This window comes from Mesorhizobium sp. CNPSo 4661 (assembly GCF_057784215.1).
Genome location: NZ_JBWGIO010000010.1, coordinates 114,158 through 138,570 on the forward strand (window position 1 = coordinate 114,158; position 24,413 = coordinate 138,570).

At 62.5% G+C, this 24,413-nt stretch carries 27 protein-coding genes and 2 tRNA genes; 25 read left to right on the forward strand and 4 right to left on the reverse strand.

Annotated features, from left to right (window positions below):
* Positions 1-9: 9 nt before the first annotated feature.
* From AC0YKC_RS16665 to AC0YKC_RS16690, 6 genes are all read left to right on the forward strand, one after another.
* Positions 10-1,467, forward strand: a complete 1,458-nt coding sequence (locus tag AC0YKC_RS16665) for a TadE/TadG family type IV pilus assembly protein (protein WP_488511821.1) — start codon at positions 10-12, stop codon at positions 1,465-1,467.
* A 4-nt stretch (positions 1,468-1,471) separates the two neighbouring features.
* Positions 1,472-1,969, forward strand: coding sequence for a TadE/TadG family type IV pilus assembly protein (locus AC0YKC_RS16670; protein WP_488511822.1), 498 nt, complete (start codon positions 1,472-1,474; stop codon positions 1,967-1,969).
* Positions 1,963-2,598, forward strand: a complete 636-nt coding sequence (locus tag AC0YKC_RS16675; protein WP_488511823.1) for a TadE/TadG family type IV pilus assembly protein — start codon at positions 1,963-1,965, stop codon at positions 2,596-2,598. The genes AC0YKC_RS16670 and AC0YKC_RS16675 overlap by 7 nt, the downstream gene beginning before the upstream one ends.
* A complete protein-coding gene (locus AC0YKC_RS16680; protein WP_488511824.1) occupies positions 2,595-3,758 on the forward strand; it encodes a CpaE/TadZ family protein in 1,164 nt (387 codons plus the stop codon). Before AC0YKC_RS16675 ends, AC0YKC_RS16680 begins: the two co-directional genes overlap by 4 nt.
* Before the next feature lie 100 nt (positions 3,759-3,858).
* Complete coding sequence (locus AC0YKC_RS16685) at positions 3,859-4,377, forward strand: L,D-transpeptidase (protein WP_488511917.1); 519 nt, start codon at positions 3,859-3,861, stop codon at positions 4,375-4,377.
* The gene (locus AC0YKC_RS16690; protein WP_488511825.1) at positions 4,374-4,934 is read left to right on the forward strand and encodes a hypothetical protein; all 561 of its coding nucleotides are present in this window, start codon (positions 4,374-4,376) and stop codon (positions 4,932-4,934) included. The genes AC0YKC_RS16685 and AC0YKC_RS16690 overlap by 4 nt, the downstream gene beginning before the upstream one ends.
* Before the next feature lie 40 nt (positions 4,935-4,974).
* Here AC0YKC_RS16690 and AC0YKC_RS16695 read toward each other — a convergent pair whose 3' ends face one another.
* Entirely contained in the window at positions 4,975-5,511 is a 537-nt protein-coding gene (locus tag AC0YKC_RS16695; RefSeq protein ID WP_488511826.1) for a hypothetical protein, read from the reverse strand.
* A gap of 201 nt (positions 5,512-5,712) precedes the next feature.
* Between AC0YKC_RS16695 and AC0YKC_RS16700 the strand changes: the two genes are divergently transcribed.
* Positions 5,713-6,423 carry a thermonuclease family protein gene (locus AC0YKC_RS16700; RefSeq protein WP_488511827.1) on the forward strand — a complete coding sequence of 237 codons (711 nt, stop codon included), beginning with the start codon at positions 5,713-5,715 and terminating at the stop codon, positions 6,421-6,423.
* Between the two features lie 316 nt (positions 6,424-6,739).
* Positions 6,740-7,435, forward strand: a complete 696-nt coding sequence (locus tag AC0YKC_RS16705) for a GGDEF domain-containing protein (RefSeq protein WP_488511828.1) — start codon at positions 6,740-6,742, stop codon at positions 7,433-7,435.
* A gap of 217 nt (positions 7,436-7,652) precedes the next feature.
* Here AC0YKC_RS16705 and AC0YKC_RS16710 read toward each other — a convergent pair whose 3' ends face one another.
* On the reverse strand, positions 7,653-8,264 hold the full coding sequence (locus AC0YKC_RS16710; RefSeq protein WP_488511829.1) for a hypothetical protein: 612 nt from the start codon (positions 8,262-8,264) through the stop codon (positions 7,653-7,655).
* A 478-nt stretch (positions 8,265-8,742) separates the two neighbouring features.
* Entirely contained in the window at positions 8,743-9,117 is a 375-nt protein-coding gene (locus AC0YKC_RS16715; RefSeq protein ID WP_488511830.1) for a hypothetical protein, read from the reverse strand.
* 1,178 nt (positions 9,118-10,295) lie between these two features.
* Between AC0YKC_RS16715 and AC0YKC_RS16720 the strand changes: the two genes are divergently transcribed.
* Complete coding sequence (locus tag AC0YKC_RS16720; protein WP_488511831.1) at positions 10,296-11,210, forward strand: helix-turn-helix transcriptional regulator; 915 nt, start codon at positions 10,296-10,298, stop codon at positions 11,208-11,210.
* A 13-nt stretch (positions 11,211-11,223) separates the two neighbouring features.
* On the opposite strand, the gene AC0YKC_RS16725 is transcribed toward AC0YKC_RS16720, so the two are convergent.
* Positions 11,224-11,298 (reverse strand) — tRNA-Thr (locus AC0YKC_RS16725).
* 224 nt (positions 11,299-11,522) lie between these two features.
* Between AC0YKC_RS16725 and AC0YKC_RS16730 the strand changes: the two genes are divergently transcribed.
* The 16 genes from AC0YKC_RS16730 (at position 11,523) to AC0YKC_RS16805 (ending at position 24,343) form a co-directional block, all read left to right on the forward strand.
* On the forward strand, positions 11,523-11,747 hold the full coding sequence (locus tag AC0YKC_RS16730; protein WP_488511832.1) for a hypothetical protein: 225 nt from the start codon (positions 11,523-11,525) through the stop codon (positions 11,745-11,747).
* A 152-nt stretch (positions 11,748-11,899) separates the two neighbouring features.
* Complete coding sequence (gene murA, locus AC0YKC_RS16735) at positions 11,900-13,192, forward strand: UDP-N-acetylglucosamine 1-carboxyvinyltransferase (RefSeq protein WP_488511833.1); 1,293 nt, start codon at positions 11,900-11,902, stop codon at positions 13,190-13,192.
* Positions 13,193-13,533: 341 nt separating this feature from the next.
* Complete coding sequence (locus AC0YKC_RS16740) at positions 13,534-13,968, forward strand: DUF2948 family protein (protein WP_320298771.1); 435 nt, start codon at positions 13,534-13,536, stop codon at positions 13,966-13,968.
* Positions 13,969-13,975: 7 nt separating this feature from the next.
* Positions 13,976-15,268 carry a histidinol dehydrogenase gene (gene hisD, locus AC0YKC_RS16745; RefSeq protein ID WP_488511834.1) on the forward strand — a complete coding sequence of 431 codons (1,293 nt, stop codon included), beginning with the start codon at positions 13,976-13,978 and terminating at the stop codon, positions 15,266-15,268.
* Positions 15,269-15,270: 2 nt separating this feature from the next.
* On the forward strand, positions 15,271-15,756 hold the full coding sequence (locus AC0YKC_RS16750; protein WP_488511835.1) for a UPF0262 family protein: 486 nt from the start codon (positions 15,271-15,273) through the stop codon (positions 15,754-15,756).
* A 121-nt stretch (positions 15,757-15,877) separates the two neighbouring features.
* Complete coding sequence (locus AC0YKC_RS16755) at positions 15,878-16,330, forward strand: arsenate-mycothiol transferase ArsC (RefSeq protein WP_488511836.1); 453 nt, start codon at positions 15,878-15,880, stop codon at positions 16,328-16,330.
* A 171-nt stretch (positions 16,331-16,501) separates the two neighbouring features.
* Positions 16,502-16,720 carry a translation initiation factor IF-1 gene (infA, locus tag AC0YKC_RS16760; protein WP_006200926.1) on the forward strand — a complete coding sequence of 73 codons (219 nt, stop codon included), beginning with the start codon at positions 16,502-16,504 and terminating at the stop codon, positions 16,718-16,720.
* Positions 16,721-16,739: 19 nt separating this feature from the next.
* Positions 16,740-17,366: a Maf-like protein gene (locus tag AC0YKC_RS16765; RefSeq protein WP_320298767.1), complete on the forward strand. Its 627-nt coding sequence runs from the start codon at positions 16,740-16,742 to the stop codon at positions 17,364-17,366.
* Complete coding sequence (gene yacG / locus AC0YKC_RS16770) at positions 17,363-17,584, forward strand: DNA gyrase inhibitor YacG (protein ID WP_320298766.1); 222 nt, start codon at positions 17,363-17,365, stop codon at positions 17,582-17,584. Before AC0YKC_RS16765 ends, yacG begins: the two co-directional genes overlap by 4 nt.
* Before the next feature lie 165 nt (positions 17,585-17,749).
* Positions 17,750-17,825, forward strand: a tRNA-Phe gene (locus AC0YKC_RS16775).
* Positions 17,826-18,784: 959 nt separating this feature from the next.
* Positions 18,785-20,233 carry a multicopper oxidase family protein gene (locus tag AC0YKC_RS16780; protein WP_488511918.1) on the forward strand — a complete coding sequence of 483 codons (1,449 nt, stop codon included), beginning with the start codon at positions 18,785-18,787 and terminating at the stop codon, positions 20,231-20,233.
* On the forward strand, positions 20,230-20,724 hold the full coding sequence (locus AC0YKC_RS16785) for a YncE family protein (RefSeq protein WP_488511839.1): 495 nt from the start codon (positions 20,230-20,232) through the stop codon (positions 20,722-20,724). The genes AC0YKC_RS16780 and AC0YKC_RS16785 overlap by 4 nt, the downstream gene beginning before the upstream one ends.
* A 44-nt stretch (positions 20,725-20,768) precedes the next feature.
* Positions 20,769-21,137 (forward strand): hypothetical protein, encoded by a 369-nt coding sequence (locus AC0YKC_RS16790; protein WP_488511925.1) that lies wholly within the window; start codon positions 20,769-20,771, stop codon positions 21,135-21,137.
* Positions 21,040-21,366 (forward strand): Spy/CpxP family protein refolding chaperone, encoded by a 327-nt coding sequence (locus AC0YKC_RS16795; RefSeq protein WP_488511840.1) that lies wholly within the window; start codon positions 21,040-21,042, stop codon positions 21,364-21,366. The genes AC0YKC_RS16790 and AC0YKC_RS16795 overlap by 98 nt, the downstream gene beginning before the upstream one ends.
* 209 nt (positions 21,367-21,575) lie before the next feature.
* The gene (locus AC0YKC_RS16800) at positions 21,576-22,097 is read left to right on the forward strand and encodes a permuted SH3 domain-containing protein (RefSeq protein WP_488511841.1); all 522 of its coding nucleotides are present in this window, start codon (positions 21,576-21,578) and stop codon (positions 22,095-22,097) included.
* Positions 22,098-22,309: 212 nt separating this feature from the next.
* Positions 22,310-24,343 (forward strand): YgiQ family radical SAM protein, encoded by a 2,034-nt coding sequence (locus AC0YKC_RS16805; protein WP_488511842.1) that lies wholly within the window; start codon positions 22,310-22,312, stop codon positions 24,341-24,343.
* The last annotated feature ends 70 nt before the right edge of the window (positions 24,344-24,413 follow it).

The window sequence follows — 24,413 nt, forward strand, 5'->3', positions numbered from 1 at the left end:
AGTAGGGTCATGTTGGGGACCATTCGTGAATTCTGGAACGATCAGCGCGGCATAGCGATGATCCTCGTTTCCATTATGCTGCCGGTGCTCATCGGTTTCGCATTGCTGGCTGTCGACATGAGCCGGGCTAACGGACTGCATAATGATCTCCAGAAAGGGGTCGACGCGCTGGCGCTTGCGGCTGCCGCGGAACTCGACGGCAATCCGGACGCAATCACTCGGGCCAACCGGGCCGTCGGAAATCTTATTGCCAACAGGACGCGGTTTTCGACACTAGGCGATCATAAGATCGCGTTGGCCGACGTGACTGTGGCGTATCTGACTGGCATCCCGGCGAGCGACAGCACCGCGCTGACAGCAGCCGGCGTAGATTCCAACGGCGTTAACTGGGCCAGCACCGATCCGAAACTTGTAAAATTCGCCGAAGTCACCGTGAACGCCTCCGGTACTACAACGGATGGCGCCGGCGCTTTCGAGTCGCTTTTTCCGGTCAACTTTTCCAACATAAGCAGGATGGACATGCGGCCGCAGGCCGTGGCGGGATTCACAAACGCGCTCTGCCAGTTCACGCCGATGTTCATCTGCAATCCGTATACGTCCCTTGGCGCGCTTCAGACAGCCGTTTCGGGGACAAGCAAGCCGATGATCCTGCTCAAGGAGCAGACCGGCGGGAACAACGCCCAATATCTGCCCGGCAATTACGGGTTCCTGTCCTCGCCGGAGGGCGACAAATCCACGGCAACCCTTACCGAAATGTTCGCCGTGACAAACCCACCGGCTTGTTATGGTCAAAACGGCGTTACAACGCGCCCAGGCAACATTCCGCCCGTCGATGCCGGCATCAACACTCGCTTCGATCTCTACGACAACAGCGGGCCTTACAAGACCGATCCGACCCTCAACCCGCCAGCGCCCAACGTCCGCAAAGGCATGGTCGTCTCGAATCCCGGTAAGAAGAATTGCGCCTATGCCGCGCCGGACAGCAATCAGGCCAGCAAATACATGGCGCTCCCACATGACACCGGCTGCTGTGCGCAGGCCGGCGTGCCCGGCAGCGGTCTATGGAACTTCTCCGGTTATTGGAGCGTCAATCACGGCAATGCGAGCACTTCCGGAGTTCTAACCGCGTGTGGCGCAAATCCCAGCCGTTACTGCGTCTACAAATACGAGATCAACAATCCGACGCTGAAAAGCGGGCAGGAGAAGACTGCCCCAGAGTGCAACACGACGACTCAGGGTGCCGACAGGCGACTCCTCTACGTCGCCATTGTCGACTGCGTTAACAATAACGTCAAAGGCGGCAATCAGACATTACCGGTGCAGGCTTTCGCCAGCATGTTCGTCACCGAACCGGCGGGAGGGCCACCCGACGCCAACATATACGCCGAGTTCGAGGATATCAGCACCTCTGTTGGCCAAGGCACGCTGAAAAAACTCCAGCGCAACGAAGCGCAGCTTTACCGGTAGAGCCATGCTGACCGCGCTCAGACAAATCCTCCACCAGTTCAAGCGCGACGACGATGGCGCCATCTTGGTCGAGATGACTCTTGTGACCCCTTTTGTGTTGCTGTTGTCGGCCGGCGTCTTTGAGTTCGGGAACATACTGAACACACGCATGCTACTCGACGCCGGCGTCAGGGACGCGGCTCGCTATATGGCGCGTTGCAGCAGCGATTGGAACACTTGTTCGGGATTGGCAAAAAACCTCGCGGTGCAGGGAGCCGTGACCGGCGGCAGCGCAAGGGTCACGGGGTGGACCGTCAACCAAGTTACCATCATCCCAGCATTATCCACTCCAGCAATCGACCTCGCTACCGGTACCGAACTTTACCTTAGCAGCACTGCCAATGTCGTTGTCGTAGAGGTCAGCACGTCATACCCCTACACTGGCGTCGGGCTGTGGTCCTATCTCGGCTTCGGTCAACTCAACCTGACCGTAGCCCATCAGGAGCGCGTCCTCGGATGGTGAAGCTGCGCCGGAAATTCTGGGCGGCAGATTCCGGTGCCGCGATGGTCGAAGCGGCGATAGTCATGCCGCTGCTGCTGACCCTTTTGCTCGGCTTCGTCGACTTCGGCTATGCCTTCTACCAATGGAACGCGGCCAACAAAGCCGTGCAGGCTGGAGCAAGGCTGGCGCAGATTTCCAGTCCAGTCGCCAGCGGGCTGGCCCTCGAGGCAAAGACACCCAGCAACTCGCTCGATGTCGGCGCCGCTGTCCCGGCCAACACCTATAATTACATCTGCTCCGCCAATACCGCGGGAACAGTCTCGTGCACCTGCGGAACGGGTGCGACCTGCCAGGATCTCACTGCAAGTCAGGCTGCCTTCGACTTCATTTTCAACGGCAGCGCCGGCCGGGCTGGAATGCATTCATACCTGCCGATGCTGACGAAGTCCCAGGTCCGGATTCAGTATCAGGCTTCCGGCCTTGGCTACTGGACCCGCCCCAATGGCCCCGTCCCGACCATCACCGTCAGCATCGTCAATCATCAATTCCAATTCTTTTTCCTGGCCGGGTTGCTCGGGTTCAACAACATCACCATGCCCTCCATGCTGAGCACGGTCACGGGCGAAGATCTAAAGAGCACCTATCCATGAACGCCATCGACACAAGAGTTCTCCCGACCAAGCGCAAGCAGGTGGCGCTGTTTTCCGCCGATGCCAATTTCAAGCGCGACGTCACCACGCGGCTCGACGCGCTGGCGATCTATGACGTCAGGATCTCGGACGCGGCGGAGTTCCTGAAGGGGCCGCCTGCCGACAGCCGGCCCGGCATCATCATCCTCGATCTCGGCAATGGCGAGCTGCTCGGCAATCCGGCGATCGTCGAGGCGCGTGCGGCCTGGGCCGCGGTGCCGCTGATCGCGATCTCCGACGAGCTCACCTCCGAGCAGACGCGCGTCCTGGTGCGCATGAACGCGTCCGACTGGCTGCACAAGCCGCTCGACGCCAAGGAGCTGCTCAACGCCGTCACCTTCCACGACACTGGCAGCCAGGGCACCAAGAGCCGTATCATCACCTTCATCGCCGCCAGCGGCGGCGCCGGCGCCACCACGCTGGCGATCTCGGCGGCGGAGCACCTTGCCTCGAAATCGGCCGAGCGGGCGGCCTCGACCTGCCTCGTCGACCTCGATTTCCAGAGCGCCAATTGCGGCGCCTATCTCAACCAGTTCAATCAGTTCGACCTCTCCGGCATCATCGGCCAGCCCGATCGGCTCGACGTCGAGCTCATGGACGTCATCAAGCTGTCGCGGCCGTCCGGCCTCACGCTCTATTCCTTCGAGCGGCCGCAATTGCCGTTCGAGCCGCACGGTTCCGACTTCGTCTTCAGGCTGCTCGATCTCGTCGCCTACCGCTTCGACGACATCGTCATCGACCTGCCCAACATCGAGACGCCGTGGCACGATTCGGTGCTGCGCACGAGCGACGAGATCTTCATCGTCTTCGAGCTCAACGTCGCTTCGCTCAGGCAAGGCAAGCGACTCTACAAGAAGATCCGCGAGTTGCGCGGCAACAAGGTCAGCATCACGCTGGTCGCCAACAAGCACAAGCGCAAATGGTTCGGCAACCACTTCTCGCGCAGCGAGCTGGAGAAGATCTTCAAGGCGCCGAACATCAAGTCCCTGGCGCTGGACAACGCGCTCTTGGCCGACGCGCTGAACCGCGCCATCCTGCCCTCCGAGGTGGACGGGCGCGCACGCTTCAACAAGGACTTGAAACGCATGCTCAAGGAGCGGCTGGACAATGCCCAGCGCTAGAGCAATTCCAGGAAAAGTGCGAAGCGGTTTTCCGTCCGGAATTGCGGCAAAGCAAGTGCGTCGCACCGCCACGCATTTTGCGGCCGCTTGCCTGATCGGCATGGCGTCGATATCGGCCTGCGGTTTGGCGGAGGCCGGATCCGGGCTGCCGCCGCTGCCGGCGATGGGCCCCAGCCTGCGCAAGGCGGTCGCCTTCCACACCGGCGAACAGCCGGGCACGATCGTCATCCGCAAAAGCGAGAAGGCGCTCTATCTGGTGACGAGCCAGGGCCAGGCGCTGCGCTATCAGATCAGCGTCGGCCGCGACGGCTTCGGCTGGACCGGAACGGTCAAGGTCGCCTCCAAGACCGAATGGCCGGAATGGCGCCCGCCCAAGGAAATGCGCGCGCGCCGACCCGAACTGCCGGCAATGGTGCCGGCCGGACCCTACAATCCGCTTGGCGCCAGGGCGCTTTATCTGTCGCGCGACGGGCGCGACACGCTCTATCGCATCCATGGCACCAACGATCCCAAGGGCGTCGGTTTCGACGGCACGTCCGGATGCTTCCGGCTGACGAACACCGATGTGATCGATCTCTTCAAGCGCGTCGCGGTGGGCGCAAAGGTGGTGGTTGAATGACAATGATCAGCGAGCCGGACGTTCCGGCAATCGAACTCGGTCTGAGGGAAGTCGCTCCGGGAAAGCCCAGCCGGGCCAAACTGATCGGCGTGTTCGTGGTTGGCGCCGCGCTCATCACCTTCGTCAACGTGACGGCCGCCGTCTATCTCTATCGAGGCGTCAACGACCTCAAGACGATGGAGGCGCGGCTGGAACAGCTCGGCCAGTTCGAGCAGCGCATCGGCGCCCGCATCGACACCGTCAACAACGGTTTCCAGAGCCGGTTCGAGACGCTGGACCGCCAGCTGCAGGCAAATTTCGGCCAGATCAACGGCAACATCGCCAAGCTGGAGCAGGGCCAGCCCGTCGCGGCAAGCGAGCCAGCGCCGGGGGCAGTCGAGCCGGTCCTGCTCGACAACACAACGGTGGCGGATGCCTCAGCGGCCGACGTAAGCGGAGGCGATGCCGCAAACGCACAGCCCTCATTCAAGCGCAAGGTCGCGCCTCCAGGCCCCAACCCCTCCTACCAGCGCATCCAGCAGCCCGACGGCAAGGTCTATTACAAGAAGATCAACTGAGCCCGCGGGCCATCCGGCTGCTTGAGCCGAGACCGGCGGATTACAGATCGCGCTGCAGCGAAAGCATGCGCACCGTGCGGGCTTCGGCGCGCGCCCTGGCCTCGCGCAGGAAAGCGACATGGCAGTACGCGCAGGCGGCGAGACCGAGACACAGCACCAGGCAGTTCTTCAAGCTGAAGTCGAGCATAAGTGAAAAGTGCCAGCCGTTCGGTACGGTGAAGGCGGCGATCGTGCTTGCCGTCTCCGCATGGCTGCTGAGCGCCATCATCTTGCCCGCAAAGAGCAGCGCGGCATGATTGGCGAGGAAGAATCCGGCGGACCTTTTTGCCTGGCAAATCATCCAGCAGGCGCCTGCCGCGAAGACGATAATGGCCGCATCGAGCGCCATCGACCCGCCGAGATAGACGTGCGCCTGCTGCCAGAACATGGTCGAGAACGGGCGCAGTTCGAGCCAGGCGTGCCACACGGCGGGGCTGGCCGGGTAGAAACCGAGCAGCAGCGCCGCCACCCGCTCCGCCGCCAGCAGCAGCAGCATCAGGGCCGGAAAGGCAAAAAGCAGTATCGGCTTGCGCATCATGTCATCCCCTCGACATCCGATGACCGATTCTACGCCGCATTGGTTGCTCGACACTTAACGCAACGCCTTGCTTTTCAAGGAATGTCGCTCATGTCTAATGTGTGATCCGGTTCAATGGGGTGGCGCCGTGTCGACAGGAGCTAACGGGTTGGGCCCGGGTGGCAGCATCGACAGTCGCCGCTATCCCGCGAGGTTCCGCGCGTGAGCCAGGCGAATCCGCCTGGACGTCCGCTGCTGGCGTCGGCGCTCGGCGGCCTCGGGCTGCTCGCAGGCATGGTGCTGATCGCCGAGGGCGGGCGCCGGCTGCCGCCCGATCCGCCGTCGATCGCACCGGCTCAGGGCGCCGGTCATCTGAACGCGGCTTCCCATGCCCCTCTGCATGACGCGCGGCCGGGCCGGTCGGCGCGCAGGATCGCCGAGGATCTCATTGCGCCGCCGCCGCTCGACCCCTCAGGGATCGAGCGCACGGAGCCGCGTCCACCGCTTGGCGAGCTCGGGCTTGCGCCGCGACCAAAGACACCGATGCCGCGGGATTGGCGCGAGACGCTGCTTTTCCGTCCGGTCGCGACCTCCTCGGCGGTCTTCGAAGCGATGGGACGAACGGTCGCCATCAGCGGGACGGTCGACATAGACCCAGACAGGACCTGCATGTTCGACCATACCGCATGGCCCTGCGGCCAGCGGGCGCGGGCAGCCTTCAACGCCTGGCTGCGCGGCCGGGCGCTGAAATGCTTCCTGCCGCCAGATGCCGACCGTTTCGCCATCGCGGCGCCCTGCGCGCTCGGCAAGCAGGATGTCGGCGCCTGGCTGGTTTCCAACGGCTGGGCGATGGCCGTTCCGACCGGCATTTACGGCAAGGCGGAGATGGTGGCGAGAAACGCCCGGATGGGCATTTTCGGCCCACCGCAATAACGCGATAGCGTGAAAGTCGGTGGCCGGTTCCGTCCCGGACCCTGCGTGAAAGCAGAATGGCCAGAGCTGTTCAGCAATTCTAAAACCTGCACTGTTCCACCGACCGGGCTGGCCATCAATGGGCGCCGCCGGCCGCGATATCCTTTGTGCTGGACCCAGCGCTTGCCATGGAGAAGATGCCGACTTGCATCAAATTGTACGCTTCGTGAAACCGAAATTGCAACGGACCTCCTGTAAGCCATTGCGTCGAACAGGAGATCGGCCCTTGACCGCGAAAACACCGACCGCGCCTATTCAGACGTGGAGGCACCTCATCTTGCTGGCCGTACTTGGCACCGCCGCCTGCGTCGGCCTTTCGCTCGCGCTGAACTACCTGATGCTTTTCAGCGACAGCCTCACGCCATTCGGCCGCGGGGCCGTTACGGCAATCGTCGTGCCGATCGTCATCGGTCTGCCGCTGTTTGCCGTGCTCGGCTGGCAACAGATCGAGATCCGCCGCTACCGGCAGGAACTCACCAAATCCGGCACCTATGACCAGCTGACCGGCTGCCTTAACGGCAAGGTGTTCACCTCGATGGTCGACAGGAGGGCGGCGAGACCGGTCGGTCCGCGCTCGGGCGCCTTTCTGGTCATCCATCCGGAACACCTGGCCTCGATCAACCTGCGTTTTGGTCTCGAATGGGGCGACGAGGCCTTGCGGCTGATCGCATCTGCCATCCGATCCGCAGTGCGCAAGGACGATCTGATCGGCCGGATCGGAACCTCAATGTTCGGCGTCTTCCTGCCGGGCGCTAGCGAAGAGGACGCCAAGGACGTTGGCGAGCGCATTCGCGGCACGGTCGGCGAGATCTATTTCGCGCCGAAAGGCGACAAGGACGTGCTTGCGATCAGTGTCGGCGGCGTCATTTTCGAGCGTGAGCTGGATTTCGAGGACATGTTCCGCTTCGCTGAGGAAGGCATGGCCGAGGCCCCGGACGAAGCCGGCCTGCGGCTATCGCATGTCACCAACTGAGCTGCAACACCGGAGCTATGAACTGCGGAGTTCAGTTCGGCCGCTACGCCTGTCTCTCCGCGGTTCCCTCTAGAGGTGTCGGTAGCTAATCAGTTGTGGGGTTCGGTAGCGCATCATTTGTCGGCTCCAGTTTTGCGTCGAAGCGGAACACTTGGTCAGCCCGACCACGCTCAGCTTGCGGGCGATGAAGTCGGCTCCTAGGCACTTCAAACTTAGATCACGCGCGCAGACAATTTGCTGCTCCCGGGGCTTCTTCCAATTCCAAAGCGGCAACGAGCTTCGCGGCCTCCTTCCAATGCAGCGCCACGTCCGCACGCGTATTAGCGCGGTCCGGTCGATAGGCTGGCAGATCGCCCGCAAGTGCCTTGAGGTCGCGCAATACGGACGCAATGTGCGGCCATGGGAAATCCGTCGGATCGCCGATGTCCCGGTCGGCGCCAACAATCATGTCCAGCTTTGCGATGATCCCAGCGAGCGACAGGGCAGCAACACTTGGGATAGCATCCTGAAATTTGAGTGCCTCGGTCATGGCAAACACCTCTGCCTCGTGAGCCGCCGCATATTCGGCGCTTGCCTCCGACGCGGCCACCGACATCCGCCAAGACGCGGATTCGCCTGAGATCAATACCGGAATTCCGGTATCGGCCATCATTCGTGCCTCCAAACGCTGCTGCACCCGACACAATAGTAAAGAGACGTATCGAGCTTGATGCCACCCGGCCCAGAGGCTCAAAGCGGGGTCCATTTCTGCCCCTGCCGGCGCGTTGCGCTTGCGGCCTTGCTGGCCGATGACGAAAGGCAAACTCGTGGTATTGTCGGAATCAGCCATGATCCGAGCTCCAGTCAGCTTGGGATGTGGTCAGGCCGGGCGACGTGTTGAAGGCACGTCGTTCGGCTGCGGGTAGTGACCACCTACGTACATACCGTACATTACGGATATTGAGATTGTCAAATACACCGAACCCATCGGAAGTAAAAAATGAGCGTTTCGAGTTGCGCCTGTCGGGCGACTTGCTAACCCGGATTGACGAATGGCGTCGCAAACAACCGGACTTGCCTACTCGATCGGAGGCGATTCGTCGGTTGGTGGAAATGAGCTTGGACCGGAAGTGATTGGAGGGCCGATGCGAAAATTGCCGGCCACGGCGGACACGCACCGACTCCCCATTCATCCGTGTTGGGCTAAACCGTCGGACCTACCTTGGCCGGATCGCAGTTCTTCGGGTGGACGAACATCCGTTAAGACTAATCAACCTCCCCCTAGCGAGTGCGCTCTTAAACGGCGCCCGAGCGAACAGCTAATTTACCTAGTCGGTATCTTTCCAAACGATGACGCCATCATCCGCACGGTCGGCGCCTCCTCCTCGAACAGAACGACCAATGGGCCGTGCAGTTGCCCGTGAGTGAACCTCGGAAAGCGTCGGCCAGTTGAGCGATGATCCGCTCAACTGATAACCTTCGTATGCGAAGTTGATGACGAAGAGCAGCGCCACATTCGCGAGGGCTTGAGCGAGGAAGGGCTCGCGATCTTCGACATTCTGACCAAGCCCGAACCGAAGCTGACCGAGACCCAGGGAGATTGAAGTGAAGAAACTGGCGCGCGAACTGCTCGCCAAAAAACGAGAAGCTCGTTCTCGACTGGCGGTCCAAGGAAACTGCAAAGGCAGGCGTGCGGCAGACAATCGGGGAGGAGTTCGACGCTCACCTGCCCGATGCCTACGATCGCAAGCTGTTCGAGGAAAGGTGCAGCGCACCTATCATTTCGTGTTCGAGCGGATGGGAGCGGCCGCCGAACGCGCAACGCAGTAGACCGGCAATAGCGTTCGCCGCTCACGCAGCCTTCGATTTGCCTTTTCGGCGCTCGCGCTGGGCTTGAGCCGGGACGGCTTCGTTCGACGGCCTCCAAGTCGTCTCCTTGAGCGACAGCTTCTTGATCTCCCTCGCAAGGGCACTGGGCCGCCAATCGTCGTACCCTTCGCGCGCATCCTCGGCGCCACTGCCAAGCATGAAGTCACGATGCTGCCCTGAAATGGGACGAGGTCGGTGAGCAGGCATAATTCCTAACAACTGGAGCGATATTAGGGCTGCTCTAAAAGCAGAACGTTTCCGCTCATTTCGAGAACGAAAAAGCCCATCGCGGCTAGTAAGCGTAAGCGATGGGCTTTCTGCGATTGGCCGAGCGGTGTCTATTGACGCGCTGATCTGGACAGGCTCCATCGGGTGTTTGACCGCTTGTGCGATGAACGCCGGCTGGCCAAAAAAGATCGGGACCAGCGCGAATTCCTGGCTATGGAAGTCCTTCAAGTTTTCGATGACGGAACGAGAGATGGAGCGGACCTTTTGCGGTCGGTTTCCAAGCGGCGAAGGGCCTAAAGCGCAGCCGGCTTTGCCAAATACATATCGCCTACCCTGCTAATTCCTGGTTGAGGTTGCAGAGCACTGTCCCCTCAGTTGGCTCCGTCGGCAGGGCGCGGCTGCCATTGGATGCTGACCTCCAAGTGCGGCCTCGTCGAGCCCACGTGGGCCCACTTAATCAGCTGCATGGTCGTCCTGGGATGGAAATCGGCGGCAAACGACGGTGAATAGCTATTTCGAATTCGAAGAGAACCAGCGAAACTTTGCGAATGTCCAAGTTGCTCAACCATTGCAGTCCTATATGTCGCGGGCATCCTCAGCGCGACGAGCTTGATCACTCTGACAATCCCGCGCCTCCATCCTGCAGCGGCCGGGCCGCCAGGTGCGACGTCTCGGGCGCATCCTGGATATGCAGGCCGAAATCGACATGGTCGCGGCCCGGCTCAGGGATTCGTTCACTGAGTTTTTCAGACCAGAGAAGTGAGTTGAGAAGGAGATATGCGCGATGACGGCCGCCCAGCTTTCGAATGGGATGCACCTTGCCCTCTGTCTTCGCGAGGTTCGGACTCGACTGGGTGTCACCCAAAAAGCTTTGGCGAAAGATATGAGAACGACCCCTCAGATCGTGTCCCGATGGGAAACAGGAAAAGAGCCCCTGAATACTGAGCAGGCGAAGGATCTCTGCGTGGCTTTAAACTGCACAACGGATCAGTTGTTTGGCCAGAAGAAACCTACTGATCATGAACTCGATAATTATTCACCAATCTCTGGTGCCAACATACGATACGGCACTTTCAAGATAAACACGACGATTGGAATACGCAAATATCCAATCACCGAGCACGCTCGTGCCCTGATTTTATGCCAATTAAGATTACTTTGTAATATTCGCGCACAACATAATAATATAAGATGGATGCATTGCCTAAGCCTCGATAACAAGATGGTTATCGTTAATCCGAAGCACATCCACTCCGTCGAGCTGATTGGGGACGACGTGATAGCAATGCCACAATATTATCGGACCGAACTGTATCGAGCGCTCGATGACTTGGATGAAGCCAACGTTCCTGAAAAAATCAGAAACGAATGCGAGGCTATCATCGCAGAGATCGGCGAGGAAGAGGCCATGCGGATGGTTTCTTATGTTCGTGTCACTTACGACAATGGAGAGGATGAGTGGAATTTTCTAGATATCGGAAGCGCCGCCACTTTGTTCGGATTGGAAGCTGCGACTTTTGACGTTCCCACACGCACTTTCGCTGAAGTTGAGGAGGAGGGCTACTACCGTGCGCGATACGCCAACCTTGACCATGTCGCAGTAATGGAAGTCCCGAGCGACCGTTACCGCAAACTGACCCGCAATCGACCAAGCGCACGTCGACTAAGGATGACGCCCCAGTCCGATTTTTCAAGCTGAGACGGCGATAAACTGGTGCTGCGAGAGAGGATTGAACTCTCGACCTCTCCCTTACCAAGGGAGTGCTCTACCACTGAGCTACCGCAGCCTATGATGGCGGCGCTTCTGCCATATCGAACCGGCAAGCGCAAGGCCAAGAAAAACCCAAAGCGTCGCATATGATTCCTGGCCGCCATTCCGCAGTTTAAAGCGGCATGCGCGGCTGATCCACAGCGTGAAACCCGCCTGACGGCCGGCTTTCATGACAAGCCCGCGTTAAAATGCTAGCCATTGCGGAATCGCGGCCGGCTGACCGCCGGTCAGGGATGGACGATGAACGACAAGGCAAATCCACCGAAAAAGAGTGACGGCGAGCGTAAGGACCGGCTGGCCGAGGCGTTGCGCGCCAATCTGCAGAAGCGCAAGGCGCAGGCGCGCTCGCGCCGGGTTGGCGACGTTGACAAGCAACGCGCGGGCGACATTGGCAAGCAACGCGCCGGCAGTGCCGACGAAAGGCCGGAGGGGTTGCCGGCTGCTGGAAAAATGCACAAAGGCTGACCAAAACAGCCATACTGGCCGGCCACAGTTGGCCGGGCTTGTTGGTAAGGAGTCGGGGAAATCCTATTTCTTGAACCAAGCCGGCCAATGGTCTAAGCCGGGCGCATCAACCGATTGAAACCGGCCTGTTCTGGCCGAGGGGACGTTTTCTTATGGATCGCATCAGAATTGTCGGCGGCAATAAGCTTGCCGGCACCATTCCGATTTCGGGCGCCAAGAACGCGGCATTGCCGCTGATGATCGCCTCGCTTCTCACCGACGACACGCTGACGCTCGAAAACGTGCCGCATCTGGCAGATGTCGAGCAGCTGATCCGCATCCTCGGCAATCACGGCGTCGATTATTCCGTCAACGGCCGGCGCGAAAAGCAACAGGAAGGCTATTCGCGCACGATCAATTTTTCCGCCCGCAACATCGTCGACACCACCGCGCCTTATGAGCTGGTCTCGAAGATGCGCGCTTCCTTCTGGGTAGTCGGGCCGTTGCTTGCCCGCATGGGCGAAGCCAAGGTGTCGCTGCCCGGCGGCTGCGCCATCGGCACGCGTCCGGTCGACCTGTTCCTCGAGGGCCTGCAGGTTCTGGGCGCAGAGCTCGATGTCGACAATGGCTATGTGATCGCCAAGACCAAGAACGGTCGCCTGATCGGCAATCGCTACGTATTTCCGAAAGTCTCGGTCGGCGCCACCCATGTGCTGATGATGGCGGCCTCGCTCGCCAAGGGCGAGACCGTGCTGGAAAATGCCGCGCGCGAGCCGGAGATCGTCAATCTCGCCGAGTGCCTGATCGCCATGGGCGCCAAGATACACGGCGCCGGCACATCGACCATCACCATCCACGGCGTCGAGGCGCTGTCCGGCGCCCGCGTGCGCGTCATTCCGGACCGCATCGAGACCGGCACCTATGCCATGGCCGTGGCGATGACGGGCGGCGACGTGATGCTGCACGGCGCCCGGCCCGATCTGTTGCAGACCGCGCTCGACGTGCTTGTCGAGACCGGCGCCGAGATCACGCCGACCAATGAAGGCATCCGCGTCAAGCGCAACGGCGCCGGCATTGCGCCGGTCGACGTGGCCACCGCCCCGTTCCCCGCCTTCCCGACCGACCTGCAGGCGCAATTCATGGGCCTGATGACGATGGCCAAGGGCAAGTCGCGCATCACCGAGACGATTTTCGAGAACCGCTTCATGCATGTGCAGGAGCTCGCACGCCTCGGCGCCCACATCACGCTTTCCGGCCAGACGGCGATCGTCGACGGGGTTTCCAAGCTGAAGGGCGCGCCCGTGATGGCGACCGACCTGCGCGCCTCGGTGTCGCTGGTGATCGCCGGCCTTGCCGCCGAGGGCGAGACCACGGTCAACCGCGTCTATCACCTCGACCGCGGCTTCGAGCGGCTGGAAGAAAAGCTTTCCGGCTGCGGCGCGGTGATCGAGCGGATTTCGGGCTGATACGCGCGAAGCGGGTGCACCAAAGTAAGTCTCGCGCGCGTTGGGGCCAATTTTTTGAAGCTGGCGCCGCCCCTCATCTGCCTGCCGGCATCTTCTCCCTGTAAACGGGGAGAAGGGCTGTCCGCGCCCTTGGCGCCTTTGCTGCAACGTTCGCGATTGGCGAAATCCTCGGCGAAGGCCTTCCTTCTCGCCGTCACCATACGCGGAGAAGTGCCCGGCAGGGCGATGAGGGGCGGCGCGGACCTGACGTGATTGCCCTTGGCCGGATCCGTGCCGAGGTTGCACGGACCGGAAAGACCGCATAACAGAGGCTGAAACCAACCTTCAGGTGCGCATTCGGCATGGCAGTTCTCAAGCTCATCGCGCTCGACGAACAGGATCTGAGCATCGTCTCGGCGCACGTCCAGGACGCCGTGATGAAGGTCTCCGACCTGGAATATCTGCCGGCGGCCAAGCGCTTCGTGCTGACGATGAACCGCTTCGTCTGGGAAGCGAAGTCCGGCCTGTTGCGCCAGCACAATGAACGGCGCCAGAGCGTCCTGCATTTCGATCGCGTGCTCGGCGCCAAGACCAGCGGCATTCAACGCGACAAGCCGGCCGAGGTGCTGTCGCTGCTGGCGATCAGCTTCATCGCCATCAGCAAACCGGCAGGCATCGTCGAACTGGTGTTTTCGGGCGGCGGCACCATCATGCTCGACGTCGAATGCGTCGAGGCACGGCTTGCCGATGTCGGCGGCGCCTGGGAAGCCACCTCGCGACCCGTGCACAGAGGCTAAAAGCGCAATGGCGATTACGCTCCGACAGCAGGACGCCGATTTCGAACAGCGTTTTTCGGCCTTCCTCACCACCAAGCGCGAGGTGTCGGCCGACGTCGAGGCCGTGGTGCGCGGCATCATCGAGCGCGTGCGCGCCGAGGGTGACAAGGCGCTTATCGATTACACGCTGAAGTTCGACAAGGCCGATCTCAGCGCGCTCGGCATCGCCGTCTCGAAGGACGACATCGCCAAGGCCTATGAGGCAGCCGATCCGGCGACCGTCGAGGCGCTCAAATTCGCGCGTGAGCGTATCCATTCGCATCACGAGCGGCAGAAGCCCAAGGACGACCGCTATACGGATGCCGCCGGGGTCGAGCTCGGCTCGCGCTGGACGGCGATCGAAGCGGTCGGCCTTTACGTGCCGGGCGGCACGGCCAGCTATCCGAGCTCGGTGCTGATGAACGCCGTGCCTGCCAAAGTCGCCGGCGTCGAGCGCATCGCCATTGTCGTGCCGGCCTCGGGCGGCGGCGTCAATCCGCTGGTGCTGGTGGCCGCCGACCTTGCCGGCGTTTCGGAGATCTACCGCGTCGGCGGCGCGCAGGCGGTTGCAGCACTTGCCTACGGCACCGAGACGATCAGGCCCGTCGCCAAGATCGTGGGGCCGGGAAATGCCTATGTCGCGGCCGCCAAGCGCCAGGTTTTCGGCACCGTCGGCATCGACATGATCGCCGGGCCGTCGGAAGTTCTGGTGGTGGCCGACGCCGACAACGATCCGGACTGGATCGCGGCCGACCTTCTGGCGCAGGCCGAGCACGACATATCGGCGCAGTCGATCCTGATCACCGACAGCGCCGAATTCGGCAAGGCGGTGGAGCAGGCGGTCGAACGCCAGCTCAAGGTGCTGCCGCGCGCCGAGACGGCGGCCGCGAGCTGGCGCGACTTCGGCGCGGTTATCCTGGTGCCGACGCTGGAAGCCTCGCTGCCGCTGGTCGACAGGATCGCGGCCGAGCATGTCGAGCTCGCTTTCGACGATGCCGAGGGCTTTCTTTCGAGGATGCGCAACGCCGGCGCCGTGTTCATCGGTCGCCATACACCGGAGGTCATCGGCGACTATGTCGGCGGCTCCAACCACGTCCTGCCGACGGCACGCTCGGCGCGTTTCTCGTCGGGTCTGTCCGTGCTCGATTTCGTCAAGCGCACCTCGATCCTGAAGCTCGGGCCGGATCAGCTCAAGACGCTGGCGCCGGCCGCGATCGCGCTCGCCAAGGCGGAAGGCCTCGATGCCCATGCCCGCTCCGTCGAGATCAGGTTGAACATGTAGCGATGTCTGGCCACAACCAAACCCGTGACAGGCTGATCGACGTCGAGCTCGACGAATCGATCGGGCGTTCGACGCCCGACGTCGAGCACGAGCGGGCCGTGGCGATCTTCGACCTCATCGAGGAGAACAGTTTTCGGCCGGTCAATGATGGCGGCGCCGGTCCATACAGGCTGAAGCTTTCGCTGGCCGAGCAGCGCCTGGTCTTCGCCGTCAGCCGCGAGAACGACGCGGAGGTGGTCACCCACATCCTGTCGCTGACGCCGCTGCGGCGCATCGTCAAGGACTATTACCTGATCTGCGAAAGCTATTACGAGGCGATCCGCTCCTCGACGCCCAGCCATATCGAGGCGATCGACATGGGCCGGCGCGGCCTGCACAACGAGGGCTCGCAAACGCTGATGGACCGGCTCGCCGGCAAGATCGAGATCGACTTCGACACGGCGCGCCGGCTGTTCACGCTGGTCTGCGTGCTGCACTGGCGGGGCTAGATCAGGATGACGTTTCGTTGAATCGCCATCCTGATCTAACTCTTTGTTGGAGCATGATCTTCTCCGAAAACCGGCTCCCACTTTTTGCGTGCGCTGACCTCCGGTTCGGGACCATGCTCTAGTGCTGGCCGCCCTGCCGCATTCGATCCTGTTCCTGTGCGGCATGAACGCCGTGCGCTCGCCGATCGCGGAACAGTTGGCGCGCCGCATGCTTCCCGCCACCACCTTCGTCGCTTCGGCCGGCGTGCGCGCCGGCGAGCGGGACCCGTTCGTCGACGCGGTGTTGGCCGAAGAGGGCCTGTCGCTCGGCGAGCGCCAGCCCAGGACATTGGACGAGCTGGAAGACGACTATTTCGATCTGATCGTCACGCTGGCGCCTGAAGCGCACCACGCGGCGCTCGAGCTCACCCGATCGCTGGCAGTCGAGGTCGAATATTGGCCGATGCCCGACCCGACCGACACCGGCGGCACGCGCGAGCACATCATGGCCGCCTATCGCGACGTGCGCGAGCGGCTGAAAGCGCGCATAAGCCGACGTTTTGCGGCACCAGGGGCTGAAAGCGCCCCGGATTAAGCTTGTTCACAAGCGGACGATTATCATATAGGTTCCGCGCAAATTCCGGTTGGAGTCGGAAATCATCCGACTCCAGATCAAGAGTAGAGCATGATGTCGTCCGAAAACCGCTTCACACTTTTCGGCATCATGCTCTAGGCGCCGGAACGCCCATCCAAGCAAAGGTATCGAATGCCGAAGGAAGAAGTCCTCGAGTTTCCAGGTGTGGTCACCGAACTGCTGCCCAATGCGATGTTCCGGGTGAAGCTCGAAAACGAACACGAAATCATCGCCCACACGGCCGGCCGCATGCGCAAGAACCGCATCCGCGTGCTGACCGGCGACAAGGTCCTGGTCGAGATGACGCCTTACGACCTGACCAAGGGCCGCATCACCTACCGTTTCAAGTAACAGCCTGGCGCCGACCGCGATGAGCATCCTGCAGAAGCTCGTGCTTGCCTCGGGTTCGCCGCGCCGCATCGAACTGTTGCAGCAGGCCGGCATCGAGCCGGACCGGGTGCTGCCCGCCGATGTCGACGAGACGCCGCTGCGCGCCGAGCATCCGCGCTCGCTGGCCAAGCGCCTTTGCAAGGACAAGGCCGAGAAGGCGCTGGCCTCGCTGAAGAGCGAGGAGGACTATGCGCCCGCCTTCATCCTCGCCGCCGACACGGTGGTGGCGGTCGGGCGGCGTATCCTGCCCAAGGCCGAGACGATCGACGACGCCATCAACTGCCTCGGCCTGCTTTCCGGCCGCTCGCACCGTGTCTATTCCGGCATCTGCCTGATCACGCCCGGCGGCAAGCTGCGCCAGCGGCTGGTGGAGACAAGGGTGCGCTTCAAGCGGCTGCCGCGCGAGGAGATCGACGCCTATGTCGCCTCGGGCGAGTGGCGCGGCAAGGCCGGCGGCTATGCCGTGCAGGGCCTGGCCGGTTCCTTCGTCGTCAAGCTCGTCGGGTCCTACACCAATGTGGTCGGCCTGCCGCTCTACGAGAGCGTGGCGCTGCTTTCCGGCGAAGGCTTCAAGGCGCACCAGAACTGGCACGCCGCGCGCTCATGAGCCTGGACGACAAGGTGACGCCGCTGCGGCCGAAGCGGCCCTGCCCCGAATGCGGCAAGCCGTCGGCGCGCGAGCATTATCCGTTCTGCTCGGCGCGCTGCAAGGACATCGACCTCAATCGCTGGCTGAAGGGCGCCTATGTCATTCCCGGCCGCGACGGCGAAGAGGAAGAAGACGACAGCCCGAAGCCGGGCCCGACGTCCAAGGACGAGCCGTGAGCGCAGCCGGCGACCGACCGTTTCCCGGCGATTTTTCTTTCCTGACGAAATCAACACCTAGGCGCTGGACAGGCAGAATTCCCGTGCTATAACCCACGCGCTTTCAAGGGGCGCCGCCTGGTGCCTTCGTGAAACCCGGCGGGCGCATCCCGTTAGCCGGCACAGGCCCAGATAGCTCAGTTGGTAGAGCAGCGGACTGAAAATCCGCGTGTCGGTGGTTCGAATCCGCCTCTGGGCACCAAGCCCTCTTGGTCCGTTCTGGACACATAGGTTAGGTCCGTTCCGGACACATAGGCTACGGGTAACACTCTTGGCCCGAAATTGAACTTGTTATTCCCTGATTGCCGCAGATATCCCACACCCAGGCAACTGAGTTGAGCGCATGGCTATCGGCGATTCAGCCCGCGTCCTCGCCTTCAGGCCCGATACATCGACGTCAATCGGGAGTTCTCGCGTTGTGCTAGGCTATGGGCTGGCACTCTCTGGTTCAGGCCTCTGATGCAGGTGGCCTCGCGGCAGCGGGCCTCGCCGCGCACGAGTGGCTCGGGTTGCTGACCTATCGGTCGACGGGGAAGACCACAGAACTCTTTCCAGAGCCCTGGACTCTTTGATCTAGGACAAATCGCTGTCCAGGTCTCCAGGGTATGATCAGTTCCAAGATGGCCTCTGCTGCCGCTATGGAAGGGTATGATCGTGGATCGGCATAGCATCCGATCAAGGCTGGACCGTACAATGAAGCGCTCGTCACGATTGGGCGGGTCGCGTTGGGTCTCCGTCTGCCTCGCCCTGCTGGTGGCGTTCACCACGGCCTTTTATGGCCATGCCAACGCGGCCGCGGCTCCGGGTGGCACCCAATGGACGGTGGAGCACATTCATGGCTCCGCGGCGGTCCGACATGATGGTCATCGCGCTCCATGCAAGGACGTTGGCCACAACCACGATCAAGGAATATGTTCCGATTCCGCTTCGAGTTGCTCGTTCTGCGTTCCGGTTGACGCCCAGGCATTCGTAGCGACGTCGCAGGCCCAGCCAGTCGCGACTGCGCCGCCCTTCGTTTCCTCTCCCGCCGACATACCGATGCGCCTGCGCCCCCCAAAGCTCGCTGTGACCGCCTGAGCGCACGGGCCCTCGCGTTCGTGCGCTTCGCCGCCGGTCAATCCGGCCTCGAGTCACGAACATGAGAGCTTTGTTATGCAATCCATATCCCGTCGCCAGTTCCTGGCGTCTGCTGCGGCTATTGGTGCGGCGAGTGCCGTACAGCCGTTGATCATTCCACCAGCCGCCTGGGCAGCTGCACCTAAAATCATCCGGGCCGATACGCGCGTCATCGAGGTCGCCGGCCGCGCCGCCAAGGTCTTTGGTCTCATGCAGCCCGACGGCACGCATGGGCTTACCATGTCGGCAGCCGATGGCTTCCAGGTCCGGCTCGAGAACGCGCTCGCCGCGCCGACCTTGATCCATTGGCATGGCCTGACGCCGCCCTTCGGGCAGGACGGCGTGCCGGACCTGCCGCAGCCCTTGCTTCAGCCCGGCCAATCCTATGACTATAACTTCCCGATCGCGACGCCGGGCACGCATTGGATGCATGCGCATACGCTGCAAGAGCAGCAACTGCTTGCCGCGCCGCTGATTGTCACCGACCCCGCTGAAGATGGCGCGGACGAGCAGCCCGTCGTGGTGTTGCTCCACGACTTCAGCTTCAAGACGCCCGAGGAGCTGCTCGCCGGACTGGCCGGATCAGCGGCTGCGTCGGGAACTGGCGGCATGGCCGGACACGCGATGTCGGGCATGCAGGGCACGGATATGCAAGGCATGTCGGGCGGGCAGACCATGACCATGCCAACGGACCTCAACGACATCGAGTACGACGCTTATCTCTCAAACGACCGTACGCTCGATGACCCTCAAGTCTTCACCGTCGAAAGAAACGGAACGGTCCGGCTGCGCCTGATCAACGGGGCGACCGCCACGGCGTTCTGGATCGATACCGGGACGCTCGAAGGCGAGGTCATTGCCGTCGACGGCAATCCCGTCGTTCCCCTCCGCGGCCGCGGCTTCCCGCTCGCCATGGGCCAGCGCATCGACATCAGGCTCAGCATTCCCGGGGACAAGGGAGCGTGGCCGATCCTGGCCCTGCGCGAAGGCGGCGTCCAGCGCACCGGGTTCGTGCTGGCGACCAAGGGAGGCGGGGTCAAGCGCATCGCGTCCGCCGGCGATCGGGCCGGGCCTCTCGATCTCTCATTCGAGACCAGGATTACGGCCGCCAAACCGCTCGCGGAGCGGGTGGCCGATGTCCATGAACCCGTCGAGCTCGGCGGAACGATGCAGGGCTACTCCTGGACCCTCAACGGCAAGACATGGAGCAACCACCAGCCGATCCCGGTCAAGAACGGCGAGCGCGTCGAACTCACGATGCGCAATGCCAGCATGATGGGCCATCCCATGCATCTGCACGGCCACCATTTCCAGGTGGTCGCCATCGATGGGCGCCGCTTCGCGGGAGCCGTGCGCGACACCGTCTGGATGCCGCCGATGCGCGAGGTGACGGTGGCGTTCGATGCCGTCAACCCGGGGACATGGGCCTTCCACTGCCATCACCTCTATCACATGGCGACCGGCATGATGACCGTCGTCGACTACATCGCGTGACCGATTTCGAGGATGAGACCATGAGAAACAATCGCAGAAACAATGCCGTCGCCCAGGCGGTCGACAACCGCTCGGGTATCGCCCGACGCATGACGCTGTTGGCCCTGATGGCAGCAGCAGCCGTCGCCGCGGCTGCGTTGATCGTCAGGCCAGCGGGAGCCGAACCCGCTGCTTCAGGCTTCGTCTACACTGCCGACGAACATGGTGGCTTCATCAGCCGGACCGACCTCTCAGCTGGGAAGGTCGACTCCTTTCCGGTCGCCATTACGCCGCACGACGCGGCCAAGCGCGGCAAGGTCGTCAAGACAATCCGCACTGGGCTGGGTGCTCATGGAGTCGCCGTCAGCAACGACGGTGCCTTCGTCTTGGTGACCAACATCGTCGACGGCACCGTGTCGCTGATCTCGGTCCTGAAATCCTATGCAGTCGGCAAGGGGCCGAACGGCATCACCTTCCAGTCCGCGAGCCCAGCATCGGGCGATGCAGGCTGAACGAGGCGCTGATGAAGCCGCAATACCAACAAGGAGACATAGTCATGAAAACCCTCTTTAGTGCCCTGGCGATCGGGACGATGCTTGTATTCTCGGTGCCTGTTCTCGCGAACGAAGCCCATCATAAAACCGGCGGCGGAGACGGCTCGCCGCCCGCCGCCGCGACGGAGAAGGCGGAGGAGGCAGCCCCCAGCTCGGCCATGCCCATGATGATGGGCAGCTCGATGTCCAACAACATTGTGTCGAACGGCATGATGAAGATGATGATGGACTCGGGCGACGATAGCCCCATGGGGCAGATGATGTCGCCCGAGCATGTCGAGGGACGAATCGCCTTTCCTCTCGACCGAACTGAAGCTCACCAAGGCCCAGCGGCCCTTATGGGACGCCCTCGCCGAGGCGCTGCGGGCTAACGCCAGCTCGGCCAAGGACGCGATGGCGAAAATGCCGGCCGGCATGATGAGCGGAGATTCCGGAACGCCAGTGAAGCGGATCGAGCTTCAAGAGCGAGTGCTGTCGACGCGACTCGAAGGACTGCGACGGCTCAAGGTCGCGCTGGAGCCCTTCTACGCGTCGCTGGATGATGCCCAGAAGGCGGTGGCCGACAAGCTGCTCATGCCTGCGCCAACGGGCATGATGTAAGCGTCAATGCGGCTGTGGCCGACGGCGTTGTCACAGCCGCATCCCTGGATCTCGACAGTCGTACAGGGTCCCTGAGCACCTGGAGAAAGCGATCGTGCCATGAAGGCGGCAGCGTTAGCACTACAAGAACCGGCTCCGTTGCGCGCTCGGCGTCTCGGCATCCACACGCAACATGAAGCCGTCGTCTTCATGCGGACAGACTGCCACGTATGCCGTTCAGAAGGCCTCACCGCCCATTCGCGCGTGCTCCTCTCGGCTGGCGGCCCCGAGGTCCTTGCGACACTCTACCAAGTATCGTCGGACCTCCTGGCCACCGGCGAAATCGGCTTGTCGGAATCAGCCTGGTCCCGACTGGGCGCCGACGAGGGCGCCGCCATCCACGTGCGGCATCCCGAACCGGTCGAATCCTTCAGCCACGTTCGATCAAGGATGTTCGGCAATCGACTCGGCGACCAGAATTTCGCGTCAATCCTTTCCGATGTTTCCTCCGGACGCTATTCGGATATCGAGCTGGCCGCCTTCCGGTGGCGGCCCTGTTTCGAAAGGGTGATGACTGGGCCGTGTATCTCCTCGAGAACGGACGAGCGCGCACGACCGTGGTCAAGATCGGTCACCGGAACAACAGGGTGGCCGAGGTCGAGTCGGGCCTGTCGGAAGGCGACCGGGTTGTCCTGCACCCGAGCGACCGTGTGGGCGACGGCGTAGCCTTACGTGAGCGGAACGCGGAATAGACCACGGCTCTTTCGCCCCTAGTCTAGCCTGCGATCGATCGCGCCGCCCATGGCGGTTCCAACGCCCTGCGAAGCCCCCCGTGATCTGCAGGCGCTATTTGCACAATTTGGATTCCGCCTCCGGTACCATACTTTCAAGCTGCCCAACTCTTTCCGCGGCCCAAATCGAGCTTAATTGAATTCGCTTTGGCGGCGGCCTATACGTCGAGGCCATGGAAACCATAGCCAGCGCCCAAAAACAAATCATCCCGCCGTCCGGCAGCAAGCCTCGTGCCGGACGGGCAGCGCCGTTCCTGCCGATGAGCCGCGCCGAGATGACGGCGCTCGGCTGGGACGAATGCGACATCGTGCTCGTCACGGGCGACGCCTATGTGGATCATCCGAGCTTCGGCATGGCGATCATCGGCCGTCTGCTCGAATCCCAAGGTTTTCGGGTCGGAATCATCTCGCAGCCCGACTGGCAGTCGGCGGAGCCGTTCAAGGCGCTGGGCAGGCCCAGACTGTTCTTCGGCATCACCGGGGGCAACCTCGATTCCATGGTCAACCGCTATACGTCGGACCGCAAGCTGCGCCATGACGACGCCTATACGGCGGGCGGTGAAGGCGGCAAGCGGCCGGACCGCTGCACGATCGTCTATACGCAGCGCTGCCGCGAGGCCTACAAGGACGTGCCGATCGTGCTGGGCGGCATCGAAGCCTCGCTGCGCCGCATCGCCCATTACGACTACTGGTCCGACAAGGTGCGCCGTTCGATCCTGGCCGATGCCAAGGCCGACCTCTTGATCTACGGCAATGCCGAGCGCGCCGTCGTCGAGGTGGCGAACCGGCTTGCGGCCGGCGACACGCCACGCCAACTCGATTCGATCAGGGGCGTCGCCTTGTTCCGCCGCGTGCCCGAGCACTTCACGGAGCTCCATGCCGACGATCTCGATTCCGCCGACGAGGGCGCGAGCCGCAAGCCCGGCGACACCGTGATCCGGCTGCCATCCTTCGAACAGGTCGAGGACGATCGCGACGCCTATGCCCGCGCTTCGCGCGTGCTGCACCGCGAGGCCAACCCCGGCAATGCCCGCCCGCTGGTCCAGCGCCACGGCGACCGCGACCTGTGGCTCAATCCGCCGCCCATCCCGCTGACCTCCGACGAGATGGACACCGTCTACGACCTGCCCTACGCGCGCGCGCCGCATCCGTCCTATGGCGATGCCAAGATCCCTGCCTGGGACATGATCAAGTTCTCGGTGACGGTGATGCGCGGCTGCTTCGGCGGCTGCACCTTCTGCTCGATCACCGAGCACGAAGGCCGCATCATCCAGAACCGCTCCGAGGGCTCGATCCTGCGCGAGATCGAGAAGATCCGCGACAAGACGCCGGGCTTCACCGGCGTGATCTCCGATATCGGCGGACCGACCGCCAACATGTACCGGATGGCCTGCAAGGACCCCAAGATCGAGGCGGCCTGCCGCCTGCCGTCCTGCGTGTTTCCCGACATCTGCCCCAACCTCAACACCTCGCATGACGACCTGATCCGGCTTTACCGCAAAGTCCGCGAGGTCAAGGGCGTCAAGAAGGTGATGGTCGCCTCCGGCGTGCGTTACGACCTGGCCGTCAAGAGCCCCGAATATGTCAAGGAACTGGTGACCCACCATGTCGGCGGCTACCTCAAGATCGCGCCCGAGCACACCGAGCGCGGGCCTCTCGACAAGATGATGAAGCCCGGCATCGGCACCTACGACCGCTTCAAGGAGATGTTCGACGCAGCGGCCAAGGAAGCCGGCAAGAAATACTATCTCATTCCGTATTTCATCGCCGCCCATCCCGGCACGACCGACCAGGACATGCTGCAGCTGGCGCTCTGGCTGAAGAAGAACCGCTACCGCGCCGACCAGGTGCAGACCTTCCTGCCTTCGCCCATGGCCACGGCGACGGCGATGTACCATACCGGCGTCAACACGCTGAAGGGCGTCCGGCGCGGCGCGACCGACAAGGTCGAGACCGTACGCGGCGGGCGGCAGCGCCGGCTGCACAAGGCATTCCTGCGCTACCACGACCCCGACAATTGGCCGCTGCTGCGCGATGCCCTGAAGGAGATGGGCCGCGCCGACCTGATCGGTCCCCGCCCCGACCAGCTCGTGCCCGCCCACCAGCCTCCCGGAACCGGCAAGGCCGCCGCCACCAAGCGCCCCATGCGCCCGATCGGCAAAGGGCAGCGGTTCACCACCAAGGGCGTGCCCTTTCCAAAGAAGTGAGGCGATGGGGGCCGCCGGTCTCCCTATAGCACACCCTCAGCTGCCGGGTGTCGGTCGAGCCACAAGCAGA